Consider the following 13,583-nt stretch of genomic DNA (forward strand, 5'->3'; position numbering starts at 1 on the left):
GCGACGGTGTCGCCGCCGATGACCGCGGCCCCCAGGGGCGCGCACTCCGCCGCCATCCCGGTCGCCACGCCCTCCAGCCAGGCGGTGGGGGTGTCGGCCGGGCAGGCCAGGCCGACCAGCAGCGCGGTGGTCGTGCCACCCATCGCGGCGACGTCGGCGAGGTTCGCGGCGGCGGCCTTGTGCCCGACGTCCTCGGCCGTCGACCAGTCCCGCCGGAAATGGCGGCCCTCCACCAGGACGTCGGTGGTCGCCACCACCCGCCCGTCGGGCGTGGCCAGCACGGCGGCGTCGTCCCCGGGACCCACCTCCGCCAGGGCCGCCGTACCGGTGCGGGCGAGCACGCGGGCGATGACGCCGAACTCCCCGACGGCCCCGACGGTGTCGGCGCCGTCCTCGCGCGGCACGAACGGACGGGGCCGACTCACCGGGTGCCTCCGATCACTGGGGTAGGTTGCCGAACTGACCGCCAGACGGCGGGGACGACGTATCGGCGCAGTTGCCGGAGGAAGGATCTCCCGTGGTCCACGCCTACATCCTCATCCAGACCGAGGTCGGCAAGGCCGCCCAGGTCGCCACGACCATCAGCGAGATCAGCGGGGTGACCCGGGCCGAGGACGTGACCGGCCCCTACGACGTGATCGTGCGCGCCGAGGCCGAGACCGTCGACGAGCTCGGTCGGCTGGTCGTGGCGCGGGTGCAGTCGGTCGACGGCATCACCCGCACGCTGACCTGCCCCGTCGTCAACATCTGACGGTCCTCCCGCCCCGCCCGCCTTACCCCTGCGAGCTCTGACACCCTGACCGAGCACCCGCCTGCGCCGGAGCGCCCCGACGACCCGCTGCGGCGCATCGCCCTGATCGCGACCGCCGTCCTGGTACCGGTGGTCGTGGTGCTGGTCGTGCTGGCCAACGTCCTGGGCGGCGGGAACGAGGACGACGACACCGCCGCGCGCGGACCGGCCGAGATCGAGGGCACGGCTCCCCAGCAGCGCGCCGACCTCCCGCCGCTGCCGGTGGAGGTCCCCCCGGTCACGCCGGAGACCGAGGGGCCCTGCACGGCGCTGATGGCCGTCCTGCCACTGGAGCTGGCCCGCCAGCCGTCCCGGCCGGTGCAGACGGACTCCCCGTTCGCCTACGCCTGGGGCGACCCGGCCGTCGTCCTGCGCTGCGGCGTGGAGCGGCCCGCGGGCTGGGTGACGGGCGCCGCGGCCATCCAGATCAACGGCGTGCAGTGGTACGTCGACACCGACGATCCCGAGACCACGGTCTGGACGACGGTCGACCGGCCCGTCTACGTGGAGCTCACCCTGCCGCCGGGCGTCGACAGCGCCCCGGTGACGGCACTGACCACCCAGATCGCCGAGGCACTCCCCTACCAGGAGCCCACCCCCGGGCCCTGAGCGCGGCCGCCCGTCATCCGGCCGGCAGCCTGTCCAGCTGCGCGACCACCACGGCGTGGACCTCGTCGGTCGCGCCGTCGAGGGAAGCGGCGACGGCCGTGACGGCGACGCTGAACGGCCCGCGCGTGCACCACACGAAGGCCGCGGGACCGGACAGCTCCGGCCGGCGGGGCTCGGCCACCTGGAGCTCACGACAGCCGTCGGGCAGGTCCGGGTCACCCTCGCTCAGCAGCCCGCCGTAGTGCGCGGCGTCGTTGCGCGCGAGGTCCTCGGCGTACGCGCCGGCACCCTCGCCGTCCTCGAACTGGTCGATGAAGACCCCGGTCAGCGGCCCCTCCCCCGTCCCGGGCCCCCAGAACCGCTCCCAGCCGTGGCGGTAGTCGTAGTCCCGGAGGACCGCGCGCTCGCGGGCGGGGTCGTCGGCGTACCCGGCGACGTCCTCGACCCGCTTCGCTCCCGCCGGCGGCTCGATCTCGGCGTCCGGCAGCCGCGGCAGCCCCGAGGGCACCTCCTCGACGACCAGCGGCTCCAGCTCCTCGGGGGAGGCGGGGAGGGACGGCGCCGCGACCGCGGTCTCCGCCGTCCCCTCGTCCTCTCGACCGCACGCGGGCACGACGACGACGGGTAGGACGGCCAGCAGGACGGCGACCCGGCGGCGGGGCCACCGTCCGGAGCTCACCGTGGAGCCAGGGCGCCGGACACCAGCCGGTCGACCAGTTCGGCGAAGTCCACGCCACTGGCTGCCCACATCCGGGCGAACATGGAGATCGGGGTGAAGCCGGGCATGGTGTTGACCTCGTTGATCACCAGCTGCTCGGCGCCGTCGGCGCCGGTGCCGAGGAAGAAGTCGACGCGGGCCAGGCCCCGGCAGTCCAGCGCCAGGTAGGCGCGGCGGGCCGCTGCCTGCACCGCCTCCGTCTGCGCCGGGGTGAGGTCCGCGGGGATGTCGAACTCGGCCGCGTCGTCGAGGTACTTGGCGGCGAAGTCGTACCAGTCCACGCCCTCGCGCAACCTGATCTCGGCCGGCACGCTGGCCTCCGGGAGGCCCGTGCCGCGGGCGGCGAGGACCCCGCACTCGATCTCCCGGCCGGTGACGGCCGCTTCGACGATCACCTTGGGGTCGACGGCGGCGGCAGCGGCCACCGCCTCGGGGAACCGGCCCCAGTCGGTGACCTTGGTGATCCCGATGCTCGAACCGGCGCGGGACGGCTTGACGAAGACGGGCAGTCCGAGCCGCTCTCGGGCGGCGTCGTCGAGCACCGCGGGATCGGGGCAGACGGCGCCGTCGGCGTCGCGCAGCACCACGTGGTCGCCCTGCGGCAGCCCGGCTGCGGCCAGGAGCTTCTTGGTGAACTCCTTGTCCATGGAGGCCGCGCTGGCGAACACGCCGGAGCCCACGTAGGGCAGGCCGCTCATCTCGAGCAGCCCCTGCACGGTGCCGTCCTCGCCGAACGGGCCGTGCAGCACCGGGAACACCACGTCGACCGCGGTGAGCACCTCGCCCATGCCGGCGCCGGGCTCGAGGACGGCCAGGCCCCGGCCGGCGGGGTCACCGACCAGGGAGACCGCCGTCCCGCCGGTGACCTCCGGGAGCTCGCCGTCGGTGATGGCCAACGCCTGCTCGCTGTCGGTCAGCACCCAGCGCCCGTCGCGGGCGATGCCCACCGGCACCACCTCGTAGCGCTCGGGATCCAGCGCAGCCATGACCGCACCGGCCGAGACGCAGGAGATGGCGTGCTCGGCGCTGCGGCCCCCGAACACGACCGCGACGCGCACCTTGCCTGCCTGCCCGTTCATCGGGTCGACCCTAGTGCCGCGTTCCCGGGCGCACGCGCCGTCCCGCCGGGGCGTGGCGGGTGTGGCAGCCTCGACGCGTGCACGATCACGCCGCCGCGCCGTCGGGGTCCCCGGCCCCCGCCTTCTCGCGGGGCGCCCGGCTGGCCGGCTGGGCCGTGCACCTGTACACGGCCTCCGGCGCGGTCCTGGGCCTCCTGACGGTCCTCGCGGCCATCGAGGGCGAGGTCGAGACCGCCTTGTGGCTGGTGCTGGCCACGCTGTTCGTCGACGGCACCGACGGCATGCTGGCCCGCCGTCTCCGGGTCAAGGAGACGATCCCCTGGTTCGACGGCGCCCTGCTCGACAACATCGTCGACTACCTGACGTTCACCTTCGTCGCGGTCGTGCTGCTCTGGACGACGGACCGGCTGCCCGACGGCGCGGTCGGCTGGGTGGTGGCCGCGCTGCCCCTGCTGGCCTCCTGCTACCAGTTCTGCCGGGTCGACGCGAAGACCGAGGACCACTACTTCCTCGGCTTCCCCAGCTACTGGAACATCGTCGCCCTCTACGCGATCGTCCTGGACCTCGGCACCACCGCGGTGGCCGTCCTCCTCGTGGTGCTGACCGTGCTGGTGTTCGTGCCGATCAAGTACGTCTACCCCTCGCGCACCGTCCTGCTGCGCAGCCTGAACATGGGGCTGGCCACCGCCTGGCTGGTGAGCGTCGTCGTGCTGCTCCTGCAGTACCCCGACCCGCACCCCGTGGCCGTGGCGCTGAGCCTCGCCTACCCCGTCTACTACACCGCCGTCAGCGTCTGGCTCACGGTGGCCGGCAGCGGGCAGCGGGCCGGGTCAGCCCAGGGCGGCCAGACCGCGGCCTAGGTCCTCGACGAGGTCGTCGGTGTCCTCGATGCCGCAGGAGAACCGCACGAACCCGGGCGGGACGGCGTCGCCGCCCCACTGCGCCCGCCGGTCGACGGTGCTGTGCACGCCGCCGAAGCTGGTCGCCGCCGACCAGAGCCGGGTGCCGGCGAGCAGCCGGGCGACCGCGTCCTCGTCCGCCAGCTCGCAGGAGAGCACCCCGTTGGGGCGCAGCATCTGCCGCCCGGCCACCTCGGAGGAGGGGTCGCCCACGCGCCAGGGCCAGCGCAGCCCGGTGACCGCGGGCGAGGAGGCCAGCAGCTCGGCCACCGCGGCGGCGTTCTGCGCCTGGCGCGCCAGCCGCAGGTCGAGGGTGCTCATCGACCGGTGCCCCAGCCAGGCCTCGAACGGGCCGGGGGTGCTCCCGGTGCGGTTCCGGAAGCCCAGCACCTGCGCGTACAGCTCGTCGTCGGCGGTGCTGACGTGCCCCAGCAGCAGGTCGCTGTGACCGGTCAGCGCCTTGGTGTCGCTGCCCACGGTGAGGTGCGCGCCCAGCGCCAGCGGCCGCTGGCCCAGCGGCGTCGCCGTGGTGTTGTCGACGGCGACCACGGTGCCGGCCGCCCGCGCGGCGCGGGCCACGGCGGCGATGTCGCAGACGTCGAGCTGCGGATTGCTCGGCGTCTCCAGCAGCACCATCGCCACGCCCGCCAGGCCGCCGTCGGCCGCGAAGCGCTCGATCTCGGGGGTGGGGACCTCGGTGACCGCGATGCCGAACCGGGTCAGCTCCTCGGCGCCCAGCATGCGGGTCGTGTAGTAGCCGTCCGACGGCAGGACGACGCGGTCTCCGCTGCCCACGCAGGCCAGCACCGTCGCCGTCAGCGCCGCCATCCCGGTGGCGAAGGAGAGGCACCGCCCCCCGTCGAGCTCGCCGACGGCGGCCTCGAAATCGCGCAGCGTCGGGTGCTCGGTGCGGGCATAGGCGTCCCGGCCACCGGCGCGCGGCGGCAGGTCACCGAGGTGGAAGGGCGCGGCGAAGACCGGCGACGGCCGCAGCGGCGCACCGGGAACGGCGGGGTGCTCCCCCGCCCGCACGGAGCGGGTGCCGTCCCCCCAGCTCATTCGGGCTTCGTCATTCGGGCCTCGTCATTCCGGCTTGGCCTCGCGGGACATCATCGCCTGCACCATCCGGGCCGCGGGCTGTCCGTCGTGGCAGACCCGCACGACAGCCTCGGTGATCGGGACGTCGACCCCGTGCGCCCGGGCCAGGTCGAGCACCGAGCGGCAGCTCTTCACGCCCTCGGCGGTCTGCCGGGTGCTCTCCTGCACCTCCTGCACGGTCATGCCGCGGCCGAGCTTCTCGCCGAACGTCCGGTTGCGCGACAGCGGCGAGCTGCAGGTGGCCACGAGGTCGCCCAGTCCGGCGAGCCCCGCGAAGGTGGTGAGCTCGGCGCCCAGGGCCATGCCCAGCCGCGCGGTCTCGGCGAGCCCCCGGGTGATCAGCGACGCCCGGGTGTTGTCCCCGAACCCCAGCCCCTCGGCGATGCCGCAGGCCAGCGCGATGACGTTCTTCACCGCGCCACCCAGCTCGCAGCCGACCAGGTCGGGGTTGGTGTAGGGGCGGAAGTAGCGGGTCTTGCAGGCGTCCTGCACCTGGGCCGCGCGGTCGCCGTCGCTGCACGCGATGACCGTGGCGGCCGGCTGCTCCTCGGCGATCTCCCGGGCCAGGTTGGGCCCCGAGAGCGCCGCCACCCGGTCGGCGCCCGCGCCGGTGACCTCGCAGATGACCTCGCTCATCCGCTTGGTCGTGCCGAGCTCGATGCCCTTCATCAGGCTCAGCAGCGTGGCGTCGGCCGGCAGCAGCGGCGCCCAGTCGACGAGGTTGCCCCGCAGCGACTGCGAGGGGACGGCGAGGACCACGAGCTCGGCTCCCTGCAGGGCCTCGCCGGCGTCGGTGGTCGCCCGCACGGACGCGGGCAACCGGATGCCGGGCAGGTAGTCGCGGTTCTCCGCGTCCTCGGTGATCGCCCGCGCGAGCTCGGGCCGGCGGGCGTGCAGCGCGACGTCGCACCCGGCGTCGGCGAGCACCTTCGCGAACGTCGTCCCCCACGAACCGGCTCCCAGGACCGCCGCCCGCCTCACGCGACACCTCCCGCGAGGTCGCCGGGCAGCTCGCGCCGGGGGCGCGGGTAGAACGCCACCGGCGCGGGCTCGCCGCGCAGCTCGGCCAACTGGTCGCGGACGCGGCCCATCATGAGGTCGGTGGTCTCCTTCAGCAGCTCGGCGGTGACCGGTCCCCCGGCCCGGACCCGAGCGCGCTGCTCGGAGAGGTCGATCGGCTCGCCGACGTAGTAGTCGGCAGGCGTCCGGGGCCGCAGGTACAGCTTCTTGGCGTGGTAGTCGTGGAGCCGCTGCGGACCCCACTGGGCGACGGGCAGCACGACGGCATCGGTGGTCAGCGCGAGCCGCGCGGCACCGGTGCGCGACTCCATCGGCCACCACTCGGGGTCGCGGGTGACCGAGCCCTCGGGGTAGATGACCACCACGTTGCCGGCGGCCAGGTCGTCCTGCGCCGCGGCCAGGGCGCCCACCGCGTCCGAGGAGTACCGGGCGACCGGGATCTGACCGGCGGACCGCAGGATCGCCCCGGCCAGCCCCTTGAACACCGACTCCTTGGCCAGGAAGTGCGGCATCCGGCCGTGGTCGAACACCAGCCGGGCGCAGGCGATCGGGTCGAGGATCGACACGTGGTTGGCCACCAGCAGCACCGGCCCGCTCCTGGGCAGGCGGTCGCCGTGCCGGTAGCGGATGCGGAACATCAGCTTCGACGCCGGGAAGACGACGGCGATGCAGAGCCAGAACGCCCAGCCGATGCGCCCACGGGTGCGCCACCTGCCGGGCCGGCGGCTCGGGGGCCGCTCGACCGGCGCGGACCCGTCGTCCGAGCCCCGCCAGGACGTCTGCTCCGCCACCGGCTGTCCTCCCCGTCTCCTGTGATCTGCCCCATGATCGACCCTGCGGTCCCCCGGCGGGAGCACCGGGGTCCCCGGGGAGCGGCGACCGGCGCCGAGCGGTGTGCTGCCATTGTCGCCGTGTCCCCGTGGTCGGTCGTCGTCCCGGCGAAGCGGCTCGCCGTGGCCAAGACCCGGCTGCGGCCGCTGACCGACCGGGCCGACGGGGCCTCCGACGCCCACGAGGCGCTGGTGCTCGCGCTGCTCGCCGACACGGTGGCGGCGGCCCTGGCGTGCCCGTCGGTGGGCGACGTCGTGGTGGTGACCGACGAGCCCGCGGCCGCGGCGCTGGTGCGCCACCTGGGTGCCCGCCCGGTCGCCGACGAGCCGGACCGCGGGCTGAACCCGGCCCTGGAGCACGGCGCCCGCGTCGCCCTCGGGACGGCCGTCGCCGCCCTCTCCTCCGACCTGCCGGCGCTACGACCGGACGAGCTCGCCGCCGCCCTGCGCGCCGCCGACGCCGCCCCGCGGTCCTTCGTCCCCGACGCACAGGGCAGCGGGACCACGATGCTCACCGCGCGCGGCACCCCGCTGCGGCCGCGCTTCGGGACGGGGTCCGCGCGGCTCCACCGCGACGACGGCGCGGTCCCCCTGGACGGCGCGTGGCCGGGGCTGGTCCGCGACGTCGACACCGTCGAGGACCTGCGGGCGGCCGTGGCTCTGGGTGTGGGAGCCCGGACCGCGGCCCTGCTGGCCGGTTCGCCGACTCTCGCCGTTCACCTCGGTGCGGCACGATGAACCGGTGCCCTCCCGCGACGACGCCGTCCCCCTCCCGGCCGACCGCTTCCTGAACCGGGAGCTGTCCTGGCTGGACTTCAACGCCCGCGTGCTGGAGCTGGCGGAGGACGACCGGCTGCCGCTCCTGGAGCGGGTGAAGTTCCTGGCGATCTTCGCGAGCAACCTCGACGAGTTCTACATGGTCCGCATCGCGGGGCTGAAGCGCCGGCAGAGCACGGGGCTGACGGTGCGCTCCCCCGACGGGCTCACCATCCGGGAGCAGCTGGAGCGGGTCACGGCCCGGACGCAGGAGCTGGTCCAGCGGCACTCCGACGTCTTCAACAAGGACGTGCTGCCGCGGCTCGAGGAGGCCGGTATCCGCATCGTCCACTGGGACGAGCTGGAGGAGGCCGCCGCGCTGAAGCTGCGGGAGTACTTCCGCGACCAGGTCTTCCCGGTGCTCACGCCGCTGGCGGTCGACCCGGCGCACCCCTTCCCGTACATCAGCGGGCTCTCGCTGAACCTCGCGGTGTCGGTGCGCGACCCGGACACCAACGCACCCCGCTTCGCCCGGCTCAAGGTGCCCAACAACGTGCCCCGCTTCGTGCCCGTGGCGATCGCCGGGTCGGTGGCGGACGGTGCGCCGTCGGCGGCCTTCCTGCCGCTCGAGGAGCTCATCGCCGCCCACCTGTCCCAGCTCTTCCCGGGCCTGGACGTGCTCGACCACCACTTCTTCCGTGTCACCCGGAACGCCGACCTGGAGGTCGAGGAGGACCGCGACGAGGACCTGCTCCAGGCGCTCGAGCGGGAGCTGGCCCGCCGCCGCTTCGGACCGGCGGTGCGGCTGGAGGTCGCCGAGCCGATGGACCCGCGGATCCTCGAGGTGCTCGTCTCCGAGCTGGAGGTGCAGCCCGACGACGTCGTGCACGTGCCCGGGTTGCTCGACCTCGCCTCGCTCATGGCCCTGTACGACCTGGACCGGCCCGAGCTCAAGGACGAGCCGTTCGTGCCGACCACCCATCCGCGGCTGAGCGAGGGCGAGACGCCCAAGAGCGTGTTCGCGACGCTGCGCGAGGGCGACGTCCTGGTCCACCACCCGTACCACTCGTTCGCGACCAGCGTGCAGCGCTTCATCGAGCAGGCCGCCGCCGATCCGAACGTGCTCGCGATCAAGCAGACGCTCTACCGGACCTCCGGTGACTCACCGATCGTCAACGCGCTCATCGAGGCGGCCGAGGCCGGCAAGCAGGTCGTCGTCCTGGTGGAGATCAAGGCCCGCTTCGACGAGGAGGCCAACATCAGCTGGGCCCGCTCGCTGGAGAGGGCCGGCTGCCACGTCGTCTACGGGCTGGTCGGCCTCAAGACCCACTGCAAGACGGCGCTGGTGGTGCGCCGGGAGCAGGGCGTCATCCGGCGCTACTGCCACATCGGCACGGGCAACTACAACCCGAAGACCGCGCGCCTCTACGAGGACCTCGGCATCCTCACCGCCGACCCCCGGGTGGGCGCCGACCTCACCGACCTGTTCAACGTGCTCACCGGCTACTCGCGGCAGACCAACTACCGCACCCTCATGGTCGCCCCCCACGGCGTCCGGAACGGCCTGGTGGAGAAGATCCGCCGCGAGGTGCGGCACGCCGCCGAGGGCCGTCCGGCCGGCATCCGCATCAAGGTGAACTCGCTGGTCGACGAGAAGATCATCGACGCCCTGTACGAGGCCTCGCAGGCCGGCGTCCCCGTCGAGCTCTTCGTCCGCGGCATCTGCGCCCTGCGCCCCGGGGTGGAGGGGCTCTCGGAGAACATCCGTGTGCGCTCCGTCGTCGGCCGCTTCCTCGAGCACAGCCGGGTGATCTCTTTCGTCAACGGCGGCGAGCGCGAGTGGTGGATCGGCAGCGCCGACCTCATGCACCGCAACCTCGACCGTCGCGTCGAGGTCCTGCTGCGCGTGTGCGACGACGTCGCCCGGAGGCAGCTGCACGAGGCGCTCGAGGCCGCGCTGGGCCCGGACGTGCGGTGCTGGGAGCTGCGCAGCGACGGGCAGTGGGAGCGGCTGGAAGGACGCGACTACCAGGCCGACCTGATGGACCGCATCCATGCCCTCGCCGGCTGAGGGCAGGGAGATCGCGGCCGCCGGCGGAGTCGTGTGGCGGGCCGCGGGGTCCGGGATCGAGGAGTCCGGGATCGAGGTGGCGGTCGTGCACCGCGCCCGGTACGACGACTGGTCGCTGCCCAAGGGCAAGCTGGAGCCCGGCGAGCACGCCCTGCAGGCCGCCTGCCGCGAGATCGTCGAGGAGACCGGGCTCGCCGTCGTCCCCGGCCGCCGGAGTCTGACGACCCGGTACGACGTCGAGGGCGTGCCGAAACGGGTGGACTACTGGCTGATGCGCTGCGCCGGAGGCACGTTCCTGCCCAACGACGAGTGCGACGAGCTGCGGTGGCTCTCCCCCGCCGACGCCGCCGCACTGGTCACCCACGAGCACGACCGGGAGGTGCTCGCCGACGCCGCGCGCACCGACCTGCCTCCCGAGGTGCGGCTGCTGCTGGTGCGGCACGGCAAGGCGGGCAGCAGCGACAGGTGGACCGGTCCGGACGGGGAGCGCCCCCTCACGGCCGCCGGCGAGGAGCAGGCCCGCCGGCTCGCCGACGTGCTGCCGCTGTTCGGGCCGGGCGCCGTCGTCAGTGCGACGCCGCTGCGCTGCCGGCAGACGGTGGCGCCGCTGGCCGGCCGGCTGGGGGGAACGGTCGAGGAGCACCCCGAGTGGGGCGAGCCGGAGTTCGGCGGCGACCCGCAGCGCGCGCTGGAGACGGCGCTGCGGCTGCTCGACGGACCTGGCGTCACCGTGGTGTGCAGTCAGGGCGGGACGATCCCCACGGTCCTCCAGGCCCTCGGGGTGCACGGCCACGGCGTGCCGGGGCTGCTCCCGCCGGCCGCCAAGGGCAGCGTGTGGGCCCTGGGTGGCCGCCCGGGGGCGCTGGTGGCGGACTACTACCGCGACGTCGCGCCCCCGGATCCGTCAGGCGGCCGGTAGCGCGCGCGGCAGCCAGGCGGGGCGGTTCGTCTCGAACGCCTGGATGTCGTCGAGGTGCCGCTCGGTCAGGCCGACGTCGTCGAGCCCCTCGAGCAGCCGCCAGCGGATGTAGTCGTCGATCTCGAACGGCACGACGACGTCCGCGTAGCTCACCGTCTTCGACTGCAGGTCCACGGTCACCTGCGTGGCCGGGTCGGCCTCGATCGCCGTCCAGAGCCGCTCCACCTCGGCCTGCGGCAGCACGACGGTGAGCAGCCCGGCCTTGGTCGAGTTGTTGCGGAAGATGTCGGCGAACCGGGAGCTGATGACCACCCGGAACCCGCCGTCGAGCAGCGCCCAGTTCGCGTGCTCGCGGGAGGAGCCGGTGCCGAAGTCGGGTCCGGCGACCAGGATCGAGGCGTCGGCGTACTCGGGCCGGTTGAGCACGAAGTCGGGCTCGTTGGTGCGCCACGCGACGAACAGGCCGTCCTCGAAGCCGGTGCGGGTGATCCGCTTGAGGTACTCGGCCGGGATGATCTGGTCGGTGTCGACGTTGGTGCGGCGCAGCGGCGCGGCGTTGCCGGTGTGGGTGACGAAGGCGTCCACGAGTCAGGCTCCGATCAGGTCGGCGGGGGCGGTCAGGCGACCGGTCAGCGCGGTCGCAGCGGCCACGGCGGGGCTGACCAGGTGGGTGCGCCCGCCCTTGCCCTGCCGGCCCTGGAAGTTGCGGTTGCTGGTGGAGGCCGAGCGCTCCCCCGGCTTGAGCTGGTCGGGGTTCATGCCCAGGCACATGGAGCACCCGGCCCCGCGCCACTCGGCGCCGGCGTCGAGGAACACCCGGTCCAGACCTTCGGTCTCGGCCTGCGCCTTGACCGCCACCGAACCGGGGACGACGAGCATCCGGGTGTCGCCGTCGATGCGCTTGCCGCGCAGCAGCTCGGCGGCGACCCGCAGGTCCTCGATCCGGCCGTTGGTGCAGGAGCCGAGGAAGACGGTGTCCACCTTGATGTCACGCAGGCGCGTGCCGGCGGTCAGGCCCATGTACTCCAGCGCCTGCTCGGCGGCGCGGCGGTCGCCCTCGTCGGCGAAGTCGGCCGGGTCGGGCACGCTGGCGTCGATCGGCAGCCCCTGGCCGGGGTTCGTGCCCCAGGTGACGTAGGGCGTCAGGGCCGCCGCGTCGATGCGCACCTCGTGGTCGAAGGCGGCGTCGTCGTCGGTGCGCAGCGTCGACCAGTGGGCGACGGCGGCGTCCCAGTCCGCCCCCTGCGGTGCGTGCGGGCGGCCCTGCAGGAAGTCGAAGGTGGTCTGGTCGGGGGCGATCAGGCCCGCCTTGGCGCCGGCCTCGATCGACATGTTGCAGATGGTCATCCGGGACTCCATCGAGAGCTTCTCGATGGCGCTGCCGCGGTACTCGATGACGTAGCCCTGGCCGCCGCCGGTGCCGATCCGGGCGATGACCGCGAGGATGACGTCCTTGGCCGAGACCCCCGGGGGCAGCTCGCCGTCGACGGTGACCGCCATCTGCTTGGGCTTGTACTGGGGCAGGGTCTGCGTGGCCAGCACGTGCTCGACCTCGCTGGTGCCGATGCCGAACGCCAGCGCGCCGAACGCGCCGTGGGTCGAGGTGTGGCTGTCGCCGCAGACGATGGTCATGCCCGGCTGGGTCAGGCCGAGCTGCGGGCCGATGACGTGCACGATGCCCTGGTCCCGGTCACCCATGGGGGCCAGCCGGATGCCGAACTCCTTCGTGTTCCGGCGCAGCGCGTCCACCTGGGCCCGGCTGACCGGGTCGGCGATCGGCTTGAGGATGTCGAGGGTCGGGACGTTGTGGTCCTCGGTGGCCATGGTGAGGTCGGGACGCCGCACCGTGCGCCCGGCGGCACGCAGGCCGTCGAAGGCCTGGGGGCTGGTGACCTCGTGCACGAGGTGCAGGTCGATGTAGAGCAGGTCGGGCTCACCCGCGGCGCTGCGCACCACGTGGGCGTCGTAGACCTTCTCGGCCAGGGTCTTCGGCACGGTTCGTCCTCTCACCGGGGGTCGCCCGGTCCCGTCGCGCGGTTCTCGCACAGTGGTTGTGTCTCACTGTGTGAGATGCAAGTATTGCTGTGTGGGACAGCCTAACCCCGTTGCGGTTCTGGACAAAGCGGTCGCGATCCTCCGCGCGGTCGCCGACGAGCCGGCCACCCTCGCCGAGCTGGTCGCGCGCACCGGACTGCCCCGTGCCACGGCCCACCGACTGGCCGTGGCGCTCGAGGGCCACCGGCTCGTCCGGCGCACCGACACCGGGACCTGGGCCCCCGGGCCGGCGCTCGCCGAGCTCGGCCGCGGCTCGGCCGACCTGGGCGACCTCGCGGGCCGGCACCTGGTGGCGCTGCGGGACGCGACGGGCGAGAGCGCCCAGTTCTACGTCCGTGACGGCGCCAGCAGGGTCTGCGTCGCCGCTGCCGAACGCACCAGCGGCCTGCGCGACACCGTCCCCGTCGGCGCACGACTGCCGATGACCGCGGGCTCCGCGGCCCACGCACTCCTCGCGTTCACGCCCGTCGACGAGGTCAACCGGCTGCTCCCGAACGCCAGCTTCACCGCCCGGACGCTGCTCGACGTCCGCCGCCGCGGGTGGGCGCACAGCATCGCCGAGCGCGAGGCCGGGGTCGCCTCCCTGTCGGCGCCGGTCCGCGACGGCGCGGGCTCCGTGCTGGGGGCGGTGTCCATCTCCGGCCCGGTCGAGCGGCTCGGCCGGCGGCCGGGCCCCGAGGTGGTCGGCGCCGTCCTCGACGCCGCCGCCGCCATCGCTCGCGCAGCTCGCTAGGGTCCG

The 13,583-nt window shown here is 74.1% G+C and carries 15 protein-coding genes; 7 read left to right on the plus strand and 8 right to left on the minus strand.

The features are described from left to right. On the minus strand, positions 1 to 425 hold a 425-nt coding region (locus BN344_RS20700), incomplete at its 3' end, for an AIR synthase related protein (protein WP_231486830.1). 92 nt (positions 426 to 517) lie between these two features. Here BN344_RS20700 and BN344_RS08865 point away from each other — a divergent pair. Both BN344_RS08865 and BN344_RS08870 read left to right on the plus strand, forming a co-directional pair. Next, complete coding sequence (locus BN344_RS08865; protein WP_040338235.1) at positions 518 to 751, plus strand: Lrp/AsnC ligand binding domain-containing protein; 234 nt, start codon at positions 518 to 520, stop codon at positions 749 to 751. 129 nt (positions 752 to 880) lie between these two features. Continuing rightward, on the plus strand, positions 881 to 1,399 hold the full coding sequence (locus BN344_RS08870; protein ID WP_231486672.1) for a DUF3515 domain-containing protein: 519 nt from the start codon (positions 881 to 883) through the stop codon (positions 1,397 to 1,399). A 13-nt stretch (positions 1,400 to 1,412) separates the two neighbouring features. On the opposite strand, the gene BN344_RS08875 is transcribed toward BN344_RS08870, so the two are convergent. Beyond that, the gene (locus BN344_RS08875) at positions 1,413 to 2,078 is read right to left on the minus strand and encodes a hypothetical protein (RefSeq protein ID WP_040338237.1); all 666 of its coding nucleotides are present in this window, start codon (positions 2,076 to 2,078) and stop codon (positions 1,413 to 1,415) included. Then, the gene (locus BN344_RS08880; protein ID WP_040338238.1) at positions 2,075 to 3,196 is read right to left on the minus strand and encodes a D-alanine--D-alanine ligase family protein; all 1,122 of its coding nucleotides are present in this window, start codon (positions 3,194 to 3,196) and stop codon (positions 2,075 to 2,077) included. Before BN344_RS08880 ends, BN344_RS08875 begins: the two co-directional genes overlap by 4 nt. Before the next feature lie 77 nt (positions 3,197 to 3,273). On the opposite strand from BN344_RS08880, the gene BN344_RS08885 reads away from it, so the two are divergent. Beyond that, on the plus strand, positions 3,274 to 4,056 hold the full coding sequence (locus tag BN344_RS08885) for a CDP-alcohol phosphatidyltransferase family protein (protein WP_040338239.1): 783 nt from the start codon (positions 3,274 to 3,276) through the stop codon (positions 4,054 to 4,056). On the opposite strand, the gene BN344_RS08890 is transcribed toward BN344_RS08885, so the two are convergent. The 3 genes from BN344_RS08890 to BN344_RS08900 are packed head-to-tail and all read right to left on the minus strand — an operon-like array spanning position 4,027 to position 7,004. Then, positions 4,027 to 5,154, minus strand: coding sequence for a cystathionine gamma-lyase (locus BN344_RS08890; RefSeq protein WP_040338240.1), 1,128 nt, complete (start codon positions 5,152 to 5,154; stop codon positions 4,027 to 4,029). The genes BN344_RS08885 and BN344_RS08890 overlap by 30 nt on opposite strands. 24 nt (positions 5,155 to 5,178) lie before the next feature. After that, positions 5,179 to 6,174, minus strand: a complete 996-nt coding sequence (locus BN344_RS08895; protein ID WP_040338241.1) for an NAD(P)H-dependent glycerol-3-phosphate dehydrogenase — start codon at positions 6,172 to 6,174, stop codon at positions 5,179 to 5,181. Next, positions 6,171 to 7,004, minus strand: coding sequence for a lysophospholipid acyltransferase family protein (locus BN344_RS08900; protein WP_051515745.1), 834 nt, complete (start codon positions 7,002 to 7,004; stop codon positions 6,171 to 6,173). Before BN344_RS08900 ends, BN344_RS08895 begins: the two co-directional genes overlap by 4 nt. A gap of 120 nt (positions 7,005 to 7,124) precedes the next feature. On the opposite strand from BN344_RS08900, the gene cofC reads away from it, so the two are divergent. Genes cofC through BN344_RS08915 form a run of 3 tightly spaced genes read left to right on the plus strand, consistent with a single transcriptional unit; the run spans position 7,125 to position 10,789 of the window. Further along, positions 7,125 to 7,781 carry a 2-phospho-L-lactate guanylyltransferase gene (gene cofC / locus BN344_RS08905; protein WP_231486674.1) on the plus strand — a complete coding sequence of 219 codons (657 nt, stop codon included), beginning with the start codon at positions 7,125 to 7,127 and terminating at the stop codon, positions 7,779 to 7,781. A gap of 4 nt (positions 7,782 to 7,785) precedes the next feature. Continuing rightward, positions 7,786 to 9,870 carry an RNA degradosome polyphosphate kinase gene (locus tag BN344_RS08910; RefSeq protein WP_231486676.1) on the plus strand — a complete coding sequence of 695 codons (2,085 nt, stop codon included), beginning with the start codon at positions 7,786 to 7,788 and terminating at the stop codon, positions 9,868 to 9,870. Beyond that, positions 9,854 to 10,789 carry an NUDIX hydrolase gene (locus tag BN344_RS08915; protein WP_040338243.1) on the plus strand — a complete coding sequence of 312 codons (936 nt, stop codon included), beginning with the start codon at positions 9,854 to 9,856 and terminating at the stop codon, positions 10,787 to 10,789. The genes BN344_RS08910 and BN344_RS08915 overlap by 17 nt, the downstream gene beginning before the upstream one ends. On the opposite strand, the gene leuD is transcribed toward BN344_RS08915, so the two are convergent. Together leuD and leuC are read right to left on the minus strand one after the other, a co-directional pair. Beyond that, positions 10,775 to 11,374, minus strand: a complete 600-nt coding sequence (gene leuD / locus BN344_RS08920; protein WP_040338244.1) for a 3-isopropylmalate dehydratase small subunit — start codon at positions 11,372 to 11,374, stop codon at positions 10,775 to 10,777. The genes BN344_RS08915 and leuD overlap by 15 nt on opposite strands. Before the next feature lie 3 nt (positions 11,375 to 11,377). Beyond that, positions 11,378 to 12,784: a 3-isopropylmalate dehydratase large subunit gene (gene leuC, locus BN344_RS08925; protein ID WP_040338245.1), complete on the minus strand. Its 1,407-nt coding sequence runs from the start codon at positions 12,782 to 12,784 to the stop codon at positions 11,378 to 11,380. Positions 12,785 to 12,875: 91 nt separating this feature from the next. On the opposite strand from leuC, the gene BN344_RS08930 reads away from it, so the two are divergent. Next, the gene (locus BN344_RS08930; RefSeq protein WP_051515746.1) at positions 12,876 to 13,577 is read left to right on the plus strand and encodes an IclR family transcriptional regulator; all 702 of its coding nucleotides are present in this window, start codon (positions 12,876 to 12,878) and stop codon (positions 13,575 to 13,577) included. The last annotated feature ends 6 nt before the right edge of the window (positions 13,578 to 13,583 follow it).

Origin of the sequence: Candidatus Blastococcus massiliensis AP3, assembly GCF_000582785.1 — a bacterium.
In the GTDB taxonomy this organism is placed as follows: Bacteria; Actinomycetota; Actinomycetes; order Mycobacteriales; family Geodermatophilaceae; genus Blastococcus; species Blastococcus massiliensis.